General features: G+C 71.2%; 16 protein-coding genes and 1 pseudogene. 9 read left to right on the top strand and 8 right to left on the bottom strand.

Going from position 1 to position 20536, the window contains the following annotated elements:
* Positions 1 to 91: 91 nt before the first annotated feature.
* Both ACFU3E_RS21085 and ACFU3E_RS21080 read left to right on the top strand, forming a co-directional pair.
* The gene (locus ACFU3E_RS21085) at positions 92 to 1006 is read left to right on the top strand and encodes an NAD-dependent epimerase/dehydratase family protein (RefSeq protein ID WP_384160183.1); all 915 of its coding nucleotides are present in this window, start codon (positions 92 to 94) and stop codon (positions 1004 to 1006) included.
* A 1-nt stretch (position 1007) separates the two neighbouring features.
* On the top strand, positions 1008 to 1907 hold the full coding sequence (locus tag ACFU3E_RS21080) for an aldo/keto reductase (protein WP_384160180.1): 900 nt from the start codon (positions 1008 to 1010) through the stop codon (positions 1905 to 1907).
* Positions 1908 to 2032: 125 nt separating this feature from the next.
* On the opposite strand, the gene ACFU3E_RS21075 is transcribed toward ACFU3E_RS21080, so the two are convergent.
* Positions 2033 to 3706, bottom strand: a complete 1674-nt coding sequence (locus ACFU3E_RS21075; protein ID WP_384160177.1) for a DHA2 family efflux MFS transporter permease subunit — start codon at positions 3704 to 3706, stop codon at positions 2033 to 2035.
* Between the two features lie 108 nt (positions 3707 to 3814).
* Between ACFU3E_RS21075 and ACFU3E_RS21070 the strand changes: the two genes are divergently transcribed.
* Positions 3815 to 4429: a TetR/AcrR family transcriptional regulator gene (locus tag ACFU3E_RS21070; RefSeq protein ID WP_384160174.1), complete on the top strand. Its 615-nt coding sequence runs from the start codon at positions 3815 to 3817 to the stop codon at positions 4427 to 4429.
* 81 nt (positions 4430 to 4510) lie between these two features.
* On the opposite strand, the gene ACFU3E_RS21065 is transcribed toward ACFU3E_RS21070, so the two are convergent.
* A complete protein-coding gene (locus ACFU3E_RS21065) occupies positions 4511 to 5902 on the bottom strand; it encodes a cation:dicarboxylate symporter family transporter (protein ID WP_384160171.1) in 1392 nt (463 codons plus the stop codon).
* 178 nt (positions 5903 to 6080) lie between these two features.
* Here ACFU3E_RS21065 and ACFU3E_RS21060 point away from each other — a divergent pair, with 178 nt between their 5' ends.
* Together ACFU3E_RS21060 and ACFU3E_RS21055 are read left to right on the top strand one after the other, a co-directional pair.
* Positions 6081 to 7751, top strand: a complete 1671-nt coding sequence (locus tag ACFU3E_RS21060) for an ATP-binding protein (protein WP_384160168.1) — start codon at positions 6081 to 6083, stop codon at positions 7749 to 7751.
* On the top strand, positions 7748 to 8437 hold the full coding sequence (locus ACFU3E_RS21055) for a response regulator (protein ID WP_384160165.1): 690 nt from the start codon (positions 7748 to 7750) through the stop codon (positions 8435 to 8437). The genes ACFU3E_RS21060 and ACFU3E_RS21055 overlap by 4 nt, the downstream gene beginning before the upstream one ends.
* 183 nt (positions 8438 to 8620) lie before the next feature.
* Here ACFU3E_RS21055 and ACFU3E_RS21050 read toward each other — a convergent pair.
* A pseudogene (locus tag ACFU3E_RS21050) lies at positions 8621 to 9078 on the bottom strand (PPOX class F420-dependent oxidoreductase).
* 177 nt (positions 9079 to 9255) lie between these two features.
* Between ACFU3E_RS21050 and ACFU3E_RS21045 the strand changes: the two are divergent.
* Complete coding sequence (locus ACFU3E_RS21045; RefSeq protein WP_384160162.1) at positions 9256 to 10008, top strand: XRE family transcriptional regulator; 753 nt, start codon at positions 9256 to 9258, stop codon at positions 10006 to 10008.
* Between the two features lie 19 nt (positions 10009 to 10027).
* Here ACFU3E_RS21045 and ACFU3E_RS21040 read toward each other — a convergent pair whose 3' ends face one another.
* Positions 10028 to 11053 (bottom strand): ATP-dependent 6-phosphofructokinase, encoded by a 1026-nt coding sequence (locus tag ACFU3E_RS21040; RefSeq protein ID WP_384160158.1) that lies wholly within the window; start codon positions 11051 to 11053, stop codon positions 10028 to 10030.
* A 226-nt stretch (positions 11054 to 11279) separates the two neighbouring features.
* Here ACFU3E_RS21040 and pta point away from each other — a divergent pair, with 226 nt between their 5' ends.
* The 3 genes from pta (at position 11280) to pyk (ending at position 16094) form a co-directional block, all read left to right on the top strand.
* Positions 11280 to 13382 carry a phosphate acetyltransferase gene (pta, locus tag ACFU3E_RS21035; RefSeq protein ID WP_384160155.1) on the top strand — a complete coding sequence of 701 codons (2103 nt, stop codon included), beginning with the start codon at positions 11280 to 11282 and terminating at the stop codon, positions 13380 to 13382.
* A complete protein-coding gene (locus ACFU3E_RS21030) occupies positions 13379 to 14593 on the top strand; it encodes an acetate kinase (RefSeq protein ID WP_384160152.1) in 1215 nt (404 codons plus the stop codon). Before pta ends, ACFU3E_RS21030 begins: the two co-directional genes overlap by 4 nt.
* Positions 14594 to 14666: 73 nt before the next feature.
* Positions 14667 to 16094, top strand: coding sequence for a pyruvate kinase (pyk, locus tag ACFU3E_RS21025; RefSeq protein ID WP_384160149.1), 1428 nt, complete (start codon positions 14667 to 14669; stop codon positions 16092 to 16094).
* Positions 16095 to 16196: 102 nt separating this feature from the next.
* On the opposite strand, the gene ACFU3E_RS21020 is transcribed toward pyk, so the two are convergent.
* The 4 genes from ACFU3E_RS21020 to ACFU3E_RS21005 form a co-directional block, all read right to left on the bottom strand.
* Positions 16197 to 17567 (bottom strand): hypothetical protein, encoded by a 1371-nt coding sequence (locus tag ACFU3E_RS21020; protein WP_384160146.1) that lies wholly within the window; start codon positions 17565 to 17567, stop codon positions 16197 to 16199.
* On the bottom strand, positions 17557 to 18120 hold the full coding sequence (locus ACFU3E_RS21015) for a DUF6114 domain-containing protein (protein WP_384160143.1): 564 nt from the start codon (positions 18118 to 18120) through the stop codon (positions 17557 to 17559). The genes ACFU3E_RS21020 and ACFU3E_RS21015 overlap by 11 nt, the downstream gene beginning before the upstream one ends.
* A gap of 118 nt (positions 18121 to 18238) precedes the next feature.
* Positions 18239 to 18871, bottom strand: a complete 633-nt coding sequence (locus ACFU3E_RS21010) for a DUF6230 family protein (protein ID WP_384160140.1) — start codon at positions 18869 to 18871, stop codon at positions 18239 to 18241.
* A 621-nt stretch (positions 18872 to 19492) separates the two neighbouring features.
* Complete coding sequence (locus tag ACFU3E_RS21005; protein WP_384160137.1) at positions 19493 to 20467, bottom strand: tetratricopeptide repeat protein; 975 nt, start codon at positions 20465 to 20467, stop codon at positions 19493 to 19495.
* Positions 20468 to 20536: the final 69 nt, after the last annotated feature.

Raw genomic sequence — 20536 nt, 5'->3', positions numbered from 1 at the left:
TGCGCGGATGCCGTGGTTCTTTCGGCGCTGCGGCCTGAACTCCCATGGTTCCCCCTTCAGGACGTGGATGTACGCCGGGAGAATTATGGCCATGGAAAAGGCCCTGAACGTACTGGTCATCGGCGGTAGCCGTTACGTCGGAAAGCGTCTCATCGCACGGCTGCTCGCAGGAGGGCACCGCGTCACCGTGCTGAACCGGGGGTCCGCCCCGCCGCCCGCGGGTGTGGAGCACCTGCGCGCCGACCGGGACGACGAACGGTCGCTGACCGGCGCGCTCGGCTCACGCGTCTTCGACGTCGTCGTCGACCAGGTCTGCTACACCCCGCGCCAGGCCGCGGTCGCCCGCCGCGTCTTCGCCGGACGCACCCGGCGCTATGTGATGACCTCGACGGTCGAGGTGTACGAGTACGAGGACTCCCCCAGTCTCGTACGGGAGGAGGCCGTGGACCCGTCCACCGTCGCCGTCGGCCTCGGTCAGCCCTGGGACGACCCCGCGTTCCTGGAGGCCCATTACGGGGAGGGCAAGCGGCAGGCCGAGGCGGTCCTCGCGGCCGGCGGCGCGGCGTTCACGTACACAGCGGTGCGGGTGGCCCATGTGCTGGGCGGGGACGACGACTTCACGGGCAGACTGGCCCACTACGCCGGGCGGATGCGCACCGGCGAGCCGATCGCCGTACCGGTGGTGAACCGGCCGGCCACCTATGTGCACGTCGAGGAGATCGCCCGCTTCCTGGCCTGGGCGGCGGGTGAGGACTTCACCGGTCCGGTGAACGCCGCCTCCCACGGGACGCTGACCACCGAGGAGCTGTGCGAGGCCGTGGCGGTGCACGTCCCGGGCGGGCGGGCGGTGTTCCGGCCGGTGGAGGTCGGCGAGGTGTCGCCGTTCTCCTTCCGCCGCGCCTACGGCATGGACAACGCCCGGGCCGCCCGGCTCGGCTTCACCTTCACCGACGCCCGGCAGTGGCTGCCGCGGGCCGTCGCCGAGACACTCAGGAAGGTCGGCTGACATGCGCCACAGGACACTTGGCGGGCTGCGGGTGAGCGCGGTCGGGCTCGGTGCGATGCCGCTGTCCATCGAGGGCCGGCCGGACGAGGAGCGCGCCCTGGCCACCGTGCACGCCGCGCTCGACGCGGGCGTGACCCTGCTGGACACGGCCGACTCGTACCATCTGCCGGGCGCGGAGCCCGGCCACAACGAGCGTCTGGTGGCCCGCGCGCTGGCCGCCTACGGCGGTGACACCTCCGGCGTCCTGGTGGCGACGAAGGGCGGCCGCGGCCGCCCGCCCGGCGGCGACTGGACGGTGAACGGCTCCCTGCGCCACCTCAAGGCCGCCGCCGAGGCGTCGCGCAAGCGGCTGGGAGTGGCGGCGATCGGCCTCTACCAGCTGCACAAGCCCGACCCCGCGGTGCCCTTCGAGGAGTCGGTGGGCGCGCTGCGCGAGCTGCTCGACGCGGGCACGATCCGGCTGGCCGGCCTGTCCAACGTGGACGCGGACCAGATCCGCCGGGCGCGCGAGGTCCTGGGCGACCGGCTGGTGTCGGTGCAGAACCGGTACTCCCCCGCCGTGCGGGACAGCGAGCCGGAGCTGCGGCTGTGCGCGGAACTGGGCCTGGCGTTCCTGCCGTGGAGCCCGCTGGGCGGGCTGGCCCGCAGCTCCCTGGACGGGCCGTCGCGCACGGAGGGGAAGCAGCGCTTCGCCGCTTTCCACACGGTGGCGGCTGAGCACGGTGTAAGTCCCCAGCAGGTCGGCCTGGCCTGGCTGCTGGCCCGGTCCCCGGCGGTCCTCCCGATTCCGGGGGCGAGCCGGCCGCAGACGATCAGGGACTCGGCGGCAGCGGCGGACCTGCTGCTCACCGCGGAGGAAACGGCCCGGCTGGACGAGGCGGCCGGGCCGGACCGCGCTTGAGAGGCGAAGGTGGCGCCTGCCGCCCTCCGGCGATGGCGCCACTCTCGCGACAGGTCCCGGAGGTGTCCCCACGGTCCCGCGAGGCCCGGCACGCACGACGGACGAGGCGACTGTGCGGACACCCCCTAGCGGGCCCCGGCGGACTCCAGTTCCTTGCTCTCCTCGGCGGGCTCGTCCACCGTCTTCGGCCTGCCGGGCAGCAGCAGCGCCACCACCACCGTGCCGGCGCCCAGGATCACGGCGCCGATCAGGCTGGTGTGCGCGACCGCGTCGGAGAACGAGGACCCGACCGCGTCGGCCATCTGCCGGGCACCGCCGCCGAGTTGTTCGGCCTGCGCCCGAAGCCGCCCCGCCTGCTGGGGGTCGCTGGTGTGCGCGGCCTGCTCGGCGAGCCGGCGGGCCTGCTCTCCGATGCCCTGGGCGACGGCGTACCCGGCACCGACGGAGTCCTGAGCCGTGGACAGGGAGTCTGCGGGGAGTTTGCTGCCGGCCGTCGCGTCCGAGAGGTGACCGGAGTACGACGTCGCCAGCAGCGAGCCCAGGACGGCGATGCCCAGCGAGCCGCCGAGCTCCAGCGATGTGTCGTTCACCGCGCCGCCGACGCCCAGCTTCGACTCCGGGAACGCCCCCATGATCGCGTCCGTGCAGGGCGAGAGCGCGAGCCCGATCGAGAGGCCGAGGACGACCAGGGGCGCGACGAAGTCGCCGTACGCCGAACCGGAGTCGACCCGGGTGAGCAGCGCCAGGGCCGCTGTGCCGCCGACCATGCCGGCCGTGACGGTCCACTTCATGCCGACCCGGGGCGTGAGGAATCCGGTGAGGGCCGCCCCCGCGAACACGGCGCCGGCCAGCGGCAGCATGCGCAGCCCGGTGTCCAGGGCGTCGTAGCCGAGGACGAACTGGAGGTGCTGCGTCAGGTAGTAGAAGGCGCCGAAGACCGCCAGGAAGAACAGGGCGACGGCGAGGTTGGAGCCGGCGAAGCCGCGGTTGGTGAAGCGGCGGACGTCGAGCAGCGGGCGCGGGTGGCGCAGCTCCCACAGGACGAAGGCGACGAGCCCGGCTCCGGCGGCGACCGCCGCCGTGACGGCCTTGACGCCCCAGCCGAAGTGCGGCCCCTCGATGATCATGTAGATCAGTGCGGCGATCCACACCACCGACAGCAGTCCGCCGCCGTAGTCGATGCGCCCGCGGTCCGCGGCCCTGGACGGCGGCACGAGGACGAGGGCGCCGACGAGGGCGAGGACCGCGACGGGGACGTTGATGAGGAACGTCGACGACCATCCGTGGTCCGCCAGCAGCACCCCTGCGACCAGCGGTCCGGCCGCGATGGCGAGCCCGGCCGTGGCGGTCCACAGGGTGATGGCCTTGGCGCGTTCGGCGCGCGGGAAGGTCGCGGCGAGCAGGGACAGCGTGGCGGGCATGATCATCGCGGCACCGGCGCCCATCACGGCCCGTGCGGCGATGACCGTCGTGGGGCTGCCGGCGAGGTAACCGAAGACGGAGCCGCCCGCGAACACGACCAGCCCGAGGACGAGGGCGCCCCGACGGCTGTACTTGTCGCCTATGGCGCCGAGCAGCAGCATCAGCGCGGCGTAGGGGACGGTGTAGCCGTCGATCACCCACTGCAGGTCGGCGCTGCTCAGGCCGAGGTCCTCGGTCATGTCGGGCGCGGCGACGGTGAGGGCGGTGTTGGCCATCACGATGATCAGCAGGCTGAGGCAGAGCACGAGGAGTGCCCACCAGCGGCGTGCGTAGGGGCGGTCCGTCCTCTCGGCCGGTTCGGTCACGACGAGTCGCATGGCGGGGGGTGCCTTCCTCGCTGATTTGCACATGGGTGTGCATTTACACAACGCTGTGCAATCTACGCTGTTGCACAGCGCTGTGCAACTCAAAGGAGAAGGGGCACAATGACGTCCATGACCACGGGTACCAGCCGCGCCGACGCCAACCGCCGCCGCATCCTCGACGTCGCCCTCGCCGAGCTGCTGCGTGACCCCGACGCGTCGATGGACCAGATCGCACGGGCCGCGGGCGTCGTACGGCGGACGGTGTACGGGCATTTCCCGAGCCGCGAGGCGCTGATCAGCACCCTCGTCGACGAGGCGGTGGAGGCCCTGTCGAGCGCGCACGCGGCGGGCCGTGCGGGCGTGCGGGACCCGGCGGAGGCTGTGGCGCGCTCGGTGCTGGCGGTGTGGGAACTCGCCGACCGCTACCGGCTGCTGATCGCGCTCGCCCAGCGCACGGTCACCATGCAGGGCATCAGGGAGCGGCTCACCCCCGTCCGGGAGGCCGCCACCGGGGTGCTCCGGCACGGCCTCGACCAGGGCGTCTTCAGCTCACCGCTGCCCGCACCGGCCCTGGCGTACGTGCAGGAGCAGATGCTGGTCGCCCTGATGGAGGCGGTGAACGACGGGCTCGTGGCAGCACAGGAGGCGGGCCGCTGCGCCGCGGTCACCATCCTGACCGCGGCGGGCGTGCCCGCCTCCGATGCCACCGAGCTGGTGGCGAAGCTGAACGATTGATCTTCTCTGCGTGGGGACCGGGCGGCTGAGCGACGGGGGGACACCCAGCCGCCCGGAGTCTCACGGGGGGCGGCGCGGCCGTCAGGCCTTCGCCAGCTCCTTCTCGCCGCCCTGCTCGGGCACCTCGACGTGGTCCTCGGCAGGGCCGTCGTGGCCGTCGTCGAGCAGCGTCTTCTCGTCGAAGGGCAGCCGGCCGGCGAGGACCTCGTTCACCCGCTCCTTGTCGATCTCCTTCGTCCAGGTGCCGATCAGCACGGTGGCCACGGCGTTGCCGGCGAAGTTCGTCAGGGCGCGGGCCTCGCTCATGAAGCGGTCGATGCCGACGATCAGGCCGATGCCGTCCACCATGGCCGGCTTGTGGGACTGCAGACCACCGGCCAGGGTCGCGAGGCCGGCACCGGTGACACCCGCGGCGCCCTTGGAGGCGACCAGCAGGAAGAGCAGCAGCGGGATCTGCTCGCCGATGGACATCGGGGTGCCCAGGGCGTCGGCGATGAACAGCGAGGCCATGGTCATGTAGATCATGGTGCCGTCGAGGTTGAAGGAGTAGCCGGTCGGGACGGTGATGCCGACCACCGGCTTGCTGACGCCCAGGTGCTCCATCTTCGCGATGAGCCGCGGCAGCGCGGACTCGGAGGAGGAGGTGGAGAGGATCAGCAGGAACTCACGGCCGAGGTACTTGAACAGCGCGAGGATGTTCAGGCCGGAGATGACGCGCAGCAGGGTGCCGAGCACGATGAAGATGAAGAGGACACAGGTCGCGTAGAAGCCGAGCATCAGCACGGCGAGGCTCTTGAGCGCGTCCACGCCGGCGGAGCCGGTGACGGCGGCGATGGCGCCGAAGGCACCGATCGGGGCGGCCCACATCACCATCGCGAGGATGCGGAAGACGAGCCGCTGGATGTGCTCGATACCGCGCAGGATCGGCTGGCCGGCCGAGCCCATGCCCTGCAGCGCGAAGCCGGCGAGCAGGGCGATCAGCAGGGTCTGCAGGACCGACTCGTTGGTGAAGGCCGAGACGATCGTGGTCGGGATGATGCCGAGCAGGAACTCCGTGGTGTCCTTGGCCTCGGCGTCGACCTGTGCGTGACCCGCGTCCTTGACCGCGTCGGTGACCGCGAGGCCGGTGCCCGGCTCCAGGATGTTGCCGACGACCAGGCCGATGCCCAGCGCCACCACCGACATCACCATGAAGTAGCCCAGGGCGATACCGCCGACGGCGCCGACCTTGGCGGCCTTCCGCACGGAGCCGATGCCCAGCACGATCGTGCAGAAGATGATCGGCGAGATCATCATCTTGATCAGGCTCACGAAGCCGCTTCCGATCGGCTTCAGACCGACCGCGAAGTCGGGTGCGGCCAGTCCCACCGCGATACCGGCGGCGACCGCGATGATCACCGCGATGTAGAGATAGTGCGTGCGGTCCCGCTTCGGTTTGCGTGCGGCAGGTGCCGTATCGGCTGCGCTGGTCACGGTGGCCCTCCTTGACGACGTCGTCGGCATCACCGGCGTGCGGCTCACGTCCGGGGGAAGGGAGCGGGGGGCTCCCGGAGATGCGTTATGGGGAATGCCGTGACTATGTCCTGCTCTGTGAGCGCGGTCACCCTTCCGTTCATTTAGTTCACAATCAGCCACGAGGCAGACTGACGACATGCGCTTCACCGTCCCCGGTCCCCGCAGTCTGGCGGGCCAGCTCTTCGCCATGCAGGCCGTTCTGATCGCGGTCGTCGTGGCCGGATACGCGCTGTTCACCTATGTCAGCGACCGCAGCCAGGCCGAGGAGGCCGCGGCGCGCCAGGCCAGGGCGGTGGCCCGGTCCGTCGCGGACTCCCCGTCCGTGCTGGCGGCGACCCGCACCGCCGACCCGTCGGCCGAGCTCCAGCCGTACGCGCTGAAGGTGATGCGGGACACCGAGGTCGACTTCATCACGATCATGGATCCGCGGGGCATCCGCTGGACGCACCCCGACCCGAAGCAGATCGGACAGACCTTCCGGGGCCACACCGCGAAGGCCCTGGAGGGCGAGACCTTCACCGAGACCTACACCGGCACGCTCGGCCCGTCGCGCCGCGCGGTCACCCCGATCCAGGACGGCCGGAAGGTGGTCGGCCTGGTCAGCGCGGGCATCCGGGTCGAGCAGATCACCCAGCGGGTGCAGGGCCAGCTGACGGCCCTGCTCGGCGTCGCGGCCGGCGCGCTGGTGCTGGGCGCGGTCGGCACGTACGTCATCAACGCCCGGCTGCGCCGCCACACCCACGGCATGAACGCGACCGAGCTCAGCCGGATGCACGACTACCATCAGGCCGCCCTGCACGCGGTGCGCGAAGGGCTGCTGATGCTGGACGGGCAGTACCGTGTGGCGCTGATCAACGACGGAGGCCGGGAGTTGCTCGGCGTGGCCGGGGACGTGGTGGGCAGGTCGGTGGCGGAGCTGGGGCTGCCGGCCCCGCTGACGGGTGCCCTGCTGGCGTCGGAGCCGCGGGTGGACGAAGTGCATCTGTCGGAGTCCCGGGTCCTGGTGATCAACACCTCGCCGGTGTCGGGCGGAGAGCGGCGCGGTACCGTCGCCACTCTGCGCGATGTCACCGAACTCCAGTCCCTGATGGGCGAGTTGGACTCCGAACGGGGCTTCACTCAGGCGCTGCGCTCCCAGGCACACGAGGCGGCGAACCGGCTGCACACGGTCGTCTCGCTGATCGAGCTGGGCCGGGCGGAGGAAGCGGTGGAGTTCGCGACGGCCGAGCTGGAGCTGGCTCAGGCCCTGACCGACCAGGTCGTGGCGGCGGTGAGCGAGCCCGTGCTGGCGGCACTGCTGCTGGGCAAGACGGCCCAGGCGAACGAGCGGGGCGTGGAGCTGATGGTGTCGGAGGACAGCAGCCTGGACGACGGCCTGCTGCCCGACACCCTGCCGGCGCGGGACCTGGTGACCATCCTCGGCAACCTGATCGACAACGCCGTGGACGCGGCACAGGGCAGCGTACGGGCCGGGGTGACGGTGGAGGCGTACACCCGGAACTGCGGCGACGCCCCGGAGCTGGTGCTGCGGGTCTCGGACACGGGCCCGGGCGTGGACCCCGAGCACGCCGAAGCGGTCTTCCAGCGCGGCTTCTCGACGAAGCCTGCGGGCCCGGGCGGCCGGGGCCTCGGGCTGGCGCTCGTACGGCAGGCGGCCCAGCGGCACGAGGGCTCCCTGACCATGGCGGAGGCCGACGGGGGCGGGGCGGAGTTCGAGGTACGGCTGCCGCTGCGGCAGCCGGAGACGGCGGCCGGGGGCGTACCCTCCGGGGCCCCGGCGGCCAGAGGCGCTGGAGGCGACGCATGACGAGCAGCGAGAAGGCCATCCGCGTCCTGGTCGTGGAGGACGACCCGGTCGCCGCCGACGCGCACGTCCTGTACGTCGGCCGGGTACCGGGGTTCGTGGCCGTGGGCAAGGCCCACTCGGGCGCGGAGGCCCGACGGGCCCTGGACCGCACCCCGGTCGACCTCCTCCTGCTCGACCTGCACCTGCCGGACGGGCACGGCCTGCAGCTGGCCCGCTCCCTGCGGACGGCCGGTCACCACGCGGACGTGATAGCGGTGACCTCGGCCCGCGACCTGGCCGTCGTTCGCGAGGGCGTCTCGCTCGGGGTCGTGCAGTACGTCCTGAAGCCGTTCACCTTCGCGACCCTGCGCGACCGTCTCGTGCGCTACGCCGAGTTCCACGCGGCGGTCGGCGAGGCGAGCGGCCAGGACGAGGTGGACCGGGCGCTCGCGGCCCTGCGCGCACCGGGCCCGGCCGCACTGCCCAAGGGCCTGAGCGCGCCGACGCTGGAGCGGGTGACGGTGGCCCTGCGCGACAGCGCGGAGGGCCTGACGGCCGCGGGAGTCGCGGAGAGCGTGGGCATCTCCCGCATCACGGCCCGCCGTTACCTGGAGCATCTGGTCGACGCGGGCCGCGCGGCGCGCCGCCCGCAGTACGGCACGGTGGGGCGACCGGAGTTGCAGTACCGCTGGGTCACGGGCCAGTGACGGCCCATCAGCCGCCGGTCGGGCCACCGCACACGCACCGACCCGAACCGACCACTCGACTCCTCACCGCCTGAGCTTGTCGACCGCACTGCGGATGACCATGGCGCCGCCGGGCGGTCCGTCACGGTCCTGGTCCGGCGGGCCGGGCCGCGGGCGGCAGCGCCGACCGGCCGCGCACCTGCCTCAGCCGGCCGCCCCGTCCGGCAGGACCCCCGCCCGGAACGGCTCGACCCCTCCAGCCGCCGCACCCGCGTCGGCTCGATCAGCAGCATCACCCGGCGCTCGCCCGGCAGCAGCCACGGGTACCGGTCCTCGCCGAGGTACTTCCGCGCCAGCCGGTCCATCGCCCGCTCCGCGTCCTCCCCCTCGACGAACCGCACGACCTTCCCGCGGATCTCGGCGCGGTCGTACGGGTTCGCGGGGTCGTGGTGCGACAGCGAAACGTACGGATTGCGCCGCAGATTCCCCTCCTTCACCCGCCCCACCGAGGTGTTGACCATGACGTACTCCCCTTCGATGTCCGCCCACATGGGCGACACCTGAGGTGCCCCGTCCGCCCCCACCGTCGCGAGATGCCAGAAGTCGGGCGCGAGAAGTCGCTCGCGAATATGCCCGTTGAGCTTGCCGTTCACGTGAGCCACTACCTCTCCGGGTCCGCGATCACCGGAGCCGGCGCCATCCTCGCCCCGCCCGCGCCCCAGACGACTGACGATCTTCAGCCCCGGTCGAACCCGCCGGTAGCCGTAGCTTCCTACAATCCGTGATCCTGGCCGAACAGACCGTAGTCAACCCATCGCGGCCGCCCTAGCTTGAGGGCCGTGCGCCGACCTTCAGCCCGACCGAGCCATCCCCCTCCCTCTCCCCCCGCGCAGCCCGCCCCCACGGCTCCGCCCTTCAACGCCCCCGCCGCCCGCCGGCTGCGCGCGGCCCTCGGCATGGCACCCGAGCACGTCGCCCACGGCATGCGCGTCTCGTACGGGCATCCCGACATCACGCCGGGCCACGTGATGGCGTGGGAGCGCGGGGCCGCCGCCCCGACCCATTCCGAACTCACCGCGCTCGCGGGCGTGCTGTGGTGCTCGCCCGCCGAACTCATCGGCAGACCGCGCACCCTGCGCGAACACCGCATCGCCCGTTGCCTCGCCCCGGAGGACGTGGCCCGGGCCGTAGGGCACGACGTGCACGCGTACCTGCGCATGGAGGAGACCGGCACCTGGCGCGGCACGGACCGCCAGTCCGCCGCCCTGGCCGACCTGCTCGGGCTCGGCCTGCCCGACGTCGTCACCGTCACCGGGCGCAACGCCAAGCTCGGCGACCTGCTGCGCAGCGCCGCCACCACCCGCTGGCAGGCCTACGTCCGCCCGGTGGCCAGACTCGTACCCCTGGACCGGCGGTTCCTGGAGAACGCCCTGCGGGGCCTGCACGAGGACTACCAGGGGCACATGGCCGCCACCCTGAGCTGGGGCGGCGGCAGCGGTGACGCGGGCGGCGCCGGCCAGGACTTCCTCGACCGGATCGTGGAGCACTTCTGGACGAAGCTCCAGGGCGGCACCGGCCCGGGGGCCGGATAGCAGACCGGCCCCCGAACTGCTAGAAGACCGACTCGGCCTCGTCCATCCGGTCCTTCGGCACCGTCTTCAGCTCGGTCACGGCCTCCGCGAGCGGGACCATCACGATGTCGGTCCCGCGCAGGGCGGTCATCCTGCCGAACAACCCCTGGTGCGCCGCCTCCACCGCGTGCCAGCCGAACCGCGTGGCGAGCACCCGGTCATAGGCGGTCGGTGAGCCGCCGCGCTGGACGTGGCCGAGGATGACCGGCTTGGCCTCCTTGCCGAGGCGCCGCTCCAACTCGTGGGCGAGGGCGGTGCCGATGCCCTGGAAGCGCTCGTGGCCGAACTTGTCTATGGCGCCCTTGCCGTAGTCCATGGAGCCGTCGGCGGGGTGGGCGCCCTCGGCGACGCAGACCACCGCGAACTTCTTGCCGCGGTCGAACCGCTCCTCGACCATCTTCGCGAGGTCGGCCGGGTCGAACGGCCGCTCCGGCAGGCAGATGCCGTGCGCACCGGCCGCCATGCCGGACTCCAGTGCGATCCAGCCGGCGTGCCGGCCCATGACCTCCACGACCATCACCCGCTGGTGGGACTCGGCGGTGGTCTTCAGCCGGTCCATCGCCTCGGTGGCGACACCCACGGCGGTGTCGAAGCCGAAGGTGCGGTCCGTGGAGGAGATGTCGTTGTCGATCGTCTTCGGGACGCCCACGACGGGCAGGCCCGCGTCGCTCAGCATGCGCGCGGCCGTCAGCGTGCCCTCGCCGCCGATCGGGATCAGCGCGTCGATACCGAACTCGTGGATCATGTCGGAGGCGTTCTCGCAGGCCTCGCGCAGCCGGTCGCGCTCCAGCCGGGACGACCCGAGGATGGTGCCGCCGCGGGCGAGGATGCCGCTGACCGCGTTCAGGTCGAGGGCGCGGTAGCGGCCGTCGAGCAGGCCCGCGTAACCGTCCTCGAAGCCGATGACCTCGTCGCCGTAGTTGTCGACCGCCCGGTGCACGACCGACCGGATCACGGCGTTCAGGCCGGGGCAGTCGCCGCCTGCGGTGAGAACTCCGATACGCATCGTGCTGTGTCTCCTGCTCGCTGTTGACACCGGTGAGCCACTGCCGATTGTTTCACGCTCCACAGCCGACTGTGGCACCCCACTCTGACGGGCGCCTTACCTAGCGGCAGAGGTATTGTCAAGAGGGTTCTGCTCACCTCGGTGGGCGATTTTTGTGCCCTGGCTTGTTCTGCCCCCTCACGGCAAGACGACGCAAGACGACACCGAGACGAAACGGAGAGCGCGCGTGACCCGCAGCGTGTACGTGACCGGCATCGACCGCGGCGACGGACGCCAAGTCGTCGAACTGGGGGTCATGGAGCTCCTCACCCGGCAGGTCGACCGGGTCGGTGTCTTCCGGCCCCTGGTCCACGACGGGCCCGACCGCCTCTTCGAGCTGCTGCGCGCCCGCTACCGGCTCACCCAGGACCCGGCGACGGTCTACGGCATGGACTACCACGAGGCGTCCGCCCTCCAGGCCGAGGCCGGCACCGACGAGCTGGTGTCCACCCTCGTCGACCGCTTCCACCTGGTCGCCCGGGACTACGACGTCGTCCTGGTCCTCGGCACCGACTACGCCGGCACCCAGCTCCCGGACGAGCTGTCGCTCAACGCCCGGCTGGCGAACGAGTTCGGCGCGTCGGTGATCCCGGTCGTCGGCGGCCGCAAGCAGAACGTCGAGTCCGTGCTCGCCGAGACGCGCAACGCCTACCGCGCCTACGCCACCCTGGGATGCGACGTCCTGGCCATGGTCGCCAACCGGGTGGCCCGCGAGGACCGCGACGAGATCGCCGGCCAGCTCGACTCCCGGCTGCCCGTGCCCTGTTACGTCCTGCCCGACGAGCCCGCGCTGTCCGCGCCGACCGTCTCGCAGATCGGCCACACCCTCGGCGCCAAGGTGGTGCTCGGCGACGACTCCGGGCTCGCCCGGGACGTGCTCGGCTTCGTCTTCGGCGGCGCGATGCTGCCGACCTTCCTGGGCGCCCTGACCCCGGGCTGCCTCGTCATCACCCCGGGCGACCGGGCCGACCTGGTCGTCGGCGCGCTCGCCGCGCACAGCGCCGGCACCCCGCCGATAGCGGGCGTGCTCCTCACCCTGGACGAGGTGCCCGGCACCGACATCCTCACGCTCGCCGACCGGCTCGCGCCCGGCACCCCGGTGCTGTCGGTGGCCGGCACCAGCTTCCCCACCGCCGAGCAGCTGTTCTCCCTGGAGGGCAAGCTCAACGCGGCCACGCCGCGCAAGGCGGAGCGGGCGCTCGGCCTGTTCGAGCGGTACGCCGACACCGGCGACCTGGCCCGCCGCGTCTCCGCGCCGAGCAGCGACCGCGTCACGCCGATGATGTTCGAGCACAAGCTGCTGGAGCAGGCCCGCTCCGACCTGCGCCGGGTCGTGCTGCCCGAGGGGACCGAGGAGCGCGTGCTGCACGCCGCCGAGGTGCTGCTGCGCCGGGGCGTGTGCGAGCTGACCCTGCTCGGCCCGGCCGACCAGATCCGCAAGAAGGCCGCCGACCTCGGCGTGGACCTCGGCGAGTCCCAGCTGATCGACCCGGCCACGTCCGACCTGCGGGACGCCTTCGCCGAGAAGTACGCCGCCCTGCGCGCCCATCGGGGCGTCACCGTCGAGCTGGCCTACGACGTCGTCTCCGACGTGAACTACTTCGGCACGCTGATGGTCCAGGAGGGCCTCGCCGACGGCATGGTGTCGGGCTCGGTGCACTCCACGGCCGCGACCATCCGCCCGGCCTTCGAGATCATCAAGACCAAGCCGGACGCCGACATCGTCTCGTCCGTGTTCTTCATGTGCCTGGCCGACAAGGTCCTCGTCTACGGCGACTGCGCGGTCAACCCGGACCCGAACGCCGTGCAGCTCGCCGACATCGCCATCCAGGCGGCGACCACGGCCGGGCAGTTCGGCGTGGAGCCGCGGATCGCGATGCTGTCGTACTCCACCGGCACCTCGGGCTCCGGCGCCGATGTCGACAAGGTGCGCGAGGCCACCGAGCTCGTGCGCTCGCGCCGGCCCGACCTGAAGATCGAGGGCCCGATCCAGTACGACGCCGCCGTGGAGCCGTCCGTCGCGGCGACCAAGCTGCCCGGCTCCGAGGTCGCCGGGCAGGCGAGCGTGCTGATCTTCCCCGACCTGAACACCGGCAACAACACCTACAAGGCCGTGCAGCGCTCGGCCGGCGCGATCGCCGTCGGCCCGGTGCTCCAGGGCTTGCGCAAGCCGGTCAACGACCTGTCCCGGGGCGCCCTCGTCCAGGACATCGTCAACACCGTCGCCATCACGGCGATCCAGGCCCAGACCCCCGCCCCGTCCCCGAGCGAGAAGGCGACCGCCCAGTGAGCCCCACCCGTGTCCTCGTCCTCAACTCCGGCTCCTCGTCGGTGAAGTACCAGCTGCTCGACATGCGCGACAGCAGCCGGCTGGCGGTGGGCCTGGTCGAGCGCATCGGTGAGCAGTCCTCCCGGCTGAAGCACACCCCGGCCGGCGGCGAGAGCCGGGAGCGCGGCGGGGCGATCGCCGACCACGACGCCGCCCTGAAGGCCGTCGCCGAGGAGCTCGCCAAGGACGGCCTCGGGCTGGACTCGCCCGAACTGGCCGCGATCGGGCACCGGGTGGTGCACGGGGGCAAGTCCTTCACCGAGCCGACCGTGATCGACGACGCCGTGCTCGCCGAGATCGAGCGGCTCATCCCGGTCGCCCCGCTGCACAACCCGGCCAACCTCACCGGGATCCGCACGGCCCGGGCGCTGCGGCCCGACCTGCCGCAGGTCGCCGTGTTCGACACCGCGTTCCACACGACCATGCCGGAGTCGGCCGCCCGCTACGCGATCGACGTGACGACGGCCGACGCGCACCGCATCCGGCGCTACGGCTTCCACGGCACCTCGCACGCCTACGTCTCCCGGGCCACCGCCGGGCTGCTCGGCAAGGACCCCGCCGAGACGAACGTGATCGTGCTGCACCTGGGCAACGGGGCGTCGGCCTCGGCCGTCAGGGGCGGGCGCTGCGTGGACACCTCCATGGGGCTGACGCCTTTGGAGGGGCTCGTGATGGGTACGCGCTCCGGAGACATGGACCCGGCCGTCATCTTCCATTTGATGCGTGTTGGTGGAATGTCCGCCGACGAGATCGACACTCTTCTCAACAAGAAGAGCGGTCTGATCGGTCTGTGCGGCGACAACGACATGAGGGAGATCCGCCGCCGTGTCGACGAGGGCGACGCGCAGGCGGAGCTGGCGTTCGACATCTACATTCACCGGCTGAAGAAGTACATCGGCGCCTATTACGCCGTGCTCGGGCGGGTGGACGCGGTCGCCTTCACCGCGGGTGTCGGCGAGAACGCGGCTCCGGTCCGGGAGGCCGCACTGGCGGGACTGGAGGAGCTGGGCCTGGCGGTGGACGGCGAGCGCAACGCCGTGCGCGGCGGCGAGGCGCGGCTGATCTCGCCCGAGGGTGCCCGGGTCGCGGTGGCGGTGGTGCCTACTGACGAGGAATTGGAGATCGCGACACAGACCTACGCGCTGGTAATTGGTTCGGGGAATCACACCTGAGCGGCATCCCGCCCTTTTGTATTTTCCGCCAGACGGAATATTCCGTTGCGAAACAAACCGATAGGATCGCCCCATGCGCCGTTCGAAAATCGTCTGTACTCTCGGCCCCGCGGTCGACTCCCACGATCAGCTTGTCGCGTTGATCGAAGCCGGCATGAACGTGGCCCGCTTCAACTTCAGCCACGGCACGCACGCCGAGCACCAGGGCCGGTACGACCGGGTCCGTGCCGCCGCCAAGGAGACCGGCCGGGCCATCGGTGTCCTCGCCGACCTCCAGGGCCCGAAGATCCGTCTGGAGACCTTCGCCGAGGGTCCCGTGGAGCTGGTGCGCGGTGACGAGTTCACCATCACCACCGAGGACGTCCCGGGCGACAAGACGATCTGCGGGACGACCTACAAGGGCCTGCCCGGAGACGTCTCCCACGGCGACCAGATCCTCATCAACGACGGCAACGTCGAGCTGAAGGTCACCGAGATCGAGGGCCACCGGGTGAAGACGATCGTCATCGAGGGCGGCGTCATCTCCGACCACAAGGGCATCAACCTGCCCGGCGCGGCCGTCAACGTGCCCGCGCTGAGCGAGAAGGACATCGAGGACCTCCGCTTCGCGCTGCGCATGGGCTGCGACCTGGTCGCGCTGTCCTTCGTCCGTGACGCCAAGGACGTCCAGGACGTGCACCGCGTCATGGACGAGGAGGGACGCCGCGTCCCGGTCATCGCCAAGGTGGAGAAGCCGCAGGCGGTGCAGAACATGGAGGACGTCGTGATGGCGTTCGACGGTGTGATGGTCGCCCGTGGCGACCTGGCCGTCGAGTACCCGCTCGAGAAGGTCCCGATGGTGCAGAAGCGCCTGATCGAGCTGTGCCGGCGCAACGCCAAGCCGGTGATCGTGGCGACCCAGATGATGGAGTCGATGATCACCAACTCCCGTCCGACCCGCGCCGAGGCCTCCGACGTGGCCAACGCGATCCTGGACGGTGCCGACGCGGTCATGCTGTCCGCCGAGTCGAGCGTGGGCGCGTACCCGGTCGAGACCGTGAAGACGATGTCGAAGATCGTCGCCGCGGCCGAGCAGGAGCTGATGTCCAAGGGCCTGCAGCCGCTGGTCCCGGGCAAGAAGCCGCGCACGCAGGGCGGTTCGGTGGCCCGGGCCGCGTGCGAGATCGCCGACTTCCTCGGCGGCCGGGGCCTGGTGGCCTTCACGCAGTCCGGCGACACCGCGCGCCGTCTCTCGCGCTACCGCGCGGTGCAGCCGATCATCGCCTTCACCACCGACGAGGGCACCCGCAACCAGATGGCGCTGAGCTGGGGCGTGGAGCCGCACGTGGTGCCGTTCGTCAACAGCACCGACGAGATGGTCGACCTGGTGGAGCAGGAGCTGGTCAAGCTCAACCGCTTCAACGAGGGCGACGTCGTGGTCATCACCGCCGGCTCGCCCCCCGGCGTGCCCGGCACCACCAACATGGTGCGGGTCCACCACCTGGGCGGCGCGACGAACTGACCCGGAGCGGCCCGTGAGGGCCGTGTACGACGCCGAGGGCGCCCCCTGGGATCCAGGGGGCGCCCTCGTGTGTGCGGCTCCCGAACAGGCTGTGAGGGGCGCTCAGTCGGAGATGAAGTTGTGCAGCCCGGGCACGTGCAGGGTCCCGCCGAACTGGCCGGCCTGAGTGACCTTCACGTTGGTGAAGTAGATCAGCGGGATGTTCAGCGGCGGCGGGTGCTCCGGGTCGAACGTGATCGGGATCAGACCGAGCAGGTTGCCGGAGATGCTCTCCGTGTACATCACCGTGTCGCCGTCACGGATCGTGGACGTCGAGCCCTTGGCGGCCTGCACGTGGTAGGTCTTACCGGACTGCTTGTCCTTGACCGTCTGGTGGAGGTCGCCGATGTCGGTGCCGCCGGAGATGACGTACTTCAGGACCTTCTTGACCGAGCCGTTGGCGGTGCGTACCTCGACGATCCCCTGGTAGTCGGCGCCCTTCAGCGTCAGCGAGCTGGCGTTGAGGTACCACGGGTCGTCGGGCAGCGGCACCTTGTTGTCCACGCCGCCCTCGGCGTCGGTGGCGGCCGGGCAGTCCTCGGGGTCCGTGGTGGCACTCGGGGACGGGCTGGGCGAGGCGGTGGCCTCGGCCGCCTTCTCCGCCGCCTCCTGGGCCGCCTTCTCGACCGCCTCGGCGGTGTCCTCGACGGCCTTGCCGGTGTCCTCGGCCGCTTCGGACGCCTTGCCGGCGGTGTCCTCGGCGGTGTCCTTCGCCGTGCCGGTGACCTTCTCGGTCGTGTCCTGCACGTCGCCGGAGGCGTCCTCGGCCGGCTTCTCGGTGCTCTCCGAGGCCGACGCGGACGGGGCGGGGCTCGGGCTCGCCCCGGCCTTGTCGCCGCCGTTGAAGATGCCGCCGATGGCGTCGCCGATGTCCTCCAGCAGGTTGCCGCCGCTCTCGGACGGTGAGGGGGACGCAGTGGCGTCCGCGTCGTCGCCACCCGTGGCGGGCGTGCTCGTGGACGGGGCCGGCTTCGGCTCGGCCTTGCCGTCGGAACCTGCATCCGACGAGGAGGAACCGCCGTTGCTCGCGTCCGCACCGCCCGAGGGGGACGGCTTCGGGGCGGTGTCGCCCTGGTCGTCCTTCTCGTCCGTCGCGCCGTCGCTCGCCGAGGGGGACGGCGTGGGCGAGGCGGATTCGTCGTCCTCGGAGTCCTTCCCGGAGTCCTCCAGGGCCGCCACGCAGTCCTTGTACTCGTCGGCCGTCAGGCTCTTCGACGTCGGCGTCGCCGGGTTGTCGCTGTCGGCGATGGCGAGCGTGGATGTGAAGCCCATGCCCATGAGCACCGCCGTCGGCATCGCCGCCATGGCTATCGCCTTGCCGGCCGGCCTGTTGAACCTGGTGAACAGCGGCTTCTTGGGTGCCGCGTGGCGCGGCCCGGTTCTCACACGGAACGCCTCCACATCAGGCCCGTGGGTCACCTCGTCAGCCGGCACTGTGCCTCCCGTTCGCCCCGTTGGCCGGGTTCGTTCCTGACAGATCGTTCGGCTCGTCCACCCCGTCCACGGGCTGGTGCACCGTGGTGTCGTGGCCGGTGGCGTCGGGGTGCTCGCCCGTGCCCGTTGCGGCGTGGCCGGCGAGCTGCCCCGCGGGCCGCGGGCCCGGCGCCCAGGCCACGGCCATCGCCCCGCCCACGAGGGCGAGGAAGAAGCCGACGAGGAAGCCGCCGAGGTTGGACACGGGGATGGACACCAGCGCCAGCAGGATCGCCGCGACTCCCGCGAAGACGCGGACGTGCTTCTGGAACCAGAGGCTGACGCCCAGTACGACGAGCAGCACGCCGATGATCAGGGACCCGGCACCGGCGGTGGTCGCCATCGCCAGCGTCAGGTGGCCGATCCGGAGGTTCGCGTACGGGAAGTAGGCGATGGGCAGCCCGCTGAGCAGGACGAACAGCCCGGCCCAGAACGGCCGCGTACCCCGCCAGGCGCGGAACTGCTGCCTGCGGAGAGTGAACTGGCCGTCAGCGGCAGGAGTCTCGGCGCTCATGGAAAAACAGCTCCCTGGTACGGCGTTGCTGTGGTGGTGATGTGGGCCGCGCGTGAAGGCGCGGCCGGAAGGTGGACGGGCGGGGGCGCCACCGGCTCCCCCGCCCGTCATCGAGTGCTTAGTAGCACTCCTTGACACCCGTCGACAGCGACATCTTCAGGCCGCTGAGCTTGAAGGTTCCGGCGGTGGTCGCCCACGCCGTCTGCTTCACGTCGGTCAGGACCGCACGGTCCGCGTGCTGGGCGAAGCCGTACGGGTTCGCCGTCTCGCCCTTCCTCATGGCCGGACCCTTGTTGGCGTCCTTGGCGGCCACACCGATGTCGATGTTCTCGAACGTCGCGTCGGCGCTGAGATCGGCGACATCGATGTAGAGGTTCTGCGCCTTGACCGGCTCCGCGCCCTGGCCGGCCCGCAGGATCAGGCTGACGTTCCCGAGCACCGGAATGTTCGGGGTGACGACGGACTGACACATGTCCTTGATCGTCGCCGACTTGAACGACGAGACCGCGACCGGGTGCACGGCCTTCTTGCCGTCGAGCGTGTACCCCTCGTCGAGGGCGCCGTACTGCGAGAAGCCCTCACCGACGAGCTGCTTGGTCGTGACCTTGAACGACTGGCCGGAGACACTGAACGACGCGGCGAGAGCACCCTGAGCGAGGGCGACACCTATCGCAGCCGTGGCGGCGACGCTGGGCACCATGACCACAGCGAACCGCTTCCATCTGGTCCCGCCACGCACCTGGGACTCCATATTTCCTCCTTCTCGGACGTACATCTCCTGTCCTGGCTCGCCCCGAGTCGTGGCTCAGCCGGGCAGGGATGGGAGAAGTGCTACGTCCTCGGGAAGGAGAGCGCCTGCACTCGGCGGCGCAACTGCGCCCGAATCACCGGCGATCACCCCCGAGCGACAACCACTGGTCGCGCCTGACACGCATCACGCACAACCCTGCTGGACAGGCTTCGCCGAGTGGGCGAAGACCCCCCTGTCCAAGAGCCGGCGCCACTGCCGCCGGCTCTGCTCGGTGGGGACCCAGGACGTCCCGCGACCCAACCGGCTGCCGGGGTACGGGATTGGACCGAGCGTGGCCGATCGTGGTGCATTCTCGCCGCCCGCACAAGGGGGTTCGTTACTCGCTAGTAACGGCCGGATAACCGAACAACGCCCCCGGGGTCTCGGTCGGCCACACAGGGTGCTGCCGGACGGCGGTACAAAGCTGTTGATCGATGGACAGAATCCGACAGATCAGCGCCCATGACTTACTCGCAGTAACAGCGGCCGCGATTACCAAGTTTTGGTAAAGCGCGGCCGCAGTGACCCTCTGTCGGCAGACTTTTCACGCGGGCACCACATGCCCGCGTGTTTAACGACTGGTCAGAACAGGGCGCGCGCCAGGGCCCTGCGCGCCGCGATCACGCGGGGATCGTCGGGCCCGACGACCTCGAACAGCTCCAGCAGCCGCATCCGGACGGTGTCCCGGTCGTCACCCACCGTGCGCTGCACGGTCTCGATGAGCCGGCCGAACGCGTCCTCGACATGGCCGCCCACCAGATCCAGGTCGGCGGCCGCGATCTGCGCCTGCACATCGGCCGGCTTGTCGGCCGCGTCCCGGCGCACCTGCTGCGGGTCGACGCCCTGCACCCGCTGGAGCAACTCGGCCTGCGCGAGGCCCAGTTTGGCCTCCTCGTTCCCCGGGTCCTCGTTCAGCACGTTCTTGTACGCCTGGACGGCACCGGAAAGGTCACCCGAGTCCAGCGCCTGTACGGCGGCCTCGAGGAGCCCGTCGTGCGGACCGGCCGGCCGCTCGGGAGCCGCCGGGGCGCCGCCCGGCTCGGCCTCGGGGTCGACGGCGAGACCGGTCAGGCCGAAGCGCTGCTCGCCGACCTGCACCAGCTGGTCCAGGGTCTGCCTGATCTGTGCCTCACCCGCCGCTCCCTGGAAGAGCGGCAGGGCCTGCCCCGCGACGACCGCGAACACCGCGGGGATTCCCTGGACGCCGAACTGCTGCATCAGCATCTGGTTGGCGTCGACGTCGATCTTGGCGAGCAGGAAGCGGCCGTTGTACTCGACGGCCAGTCGCTCCAGGACCGGGCTGAGCTGCTTGCAGGGCTCACACCACTCGGCCCAGAAGTCGATGACGACGGGCACCTCGGCGGAACGCTGCAGGACGTCCCGCTCGAACCCCGCCTCGTCGACGTCGATGACGAGATCGGCCGGGGAGATCGCCCCCGTCCCGCCTTCCCGGGCGGCTTGCGCGCGCGCCTGCTCCGCCTTCGCCTTGGCCTCCTGGGCCGCCTTCACCGCGGCGAGGTCGACGACTCCGCTCATGGACATGTTCCGTGGCTGCATGCGCCTATCCTCCCCCGTACTGCGCGCGCGTGTGAAAAACGGTGTGAAAGCCAGGCCGGTCCGGTGCCT

This window comes from Streptomyces sp. NPDC057424, from assembly GCF_042803315.1.
In the GTDB taxonomy this organism is placed as follows: Bacteria; Actinomycetota; Actinomycetes; order Streptomycetales; family Streptomycetaceae; genus Streptomyces.
The sequence above is the reverse complement of the archived record's forward strand: the minus strand, read 5'-3'. Positions and strand labels throughout refer to the sequence as shown.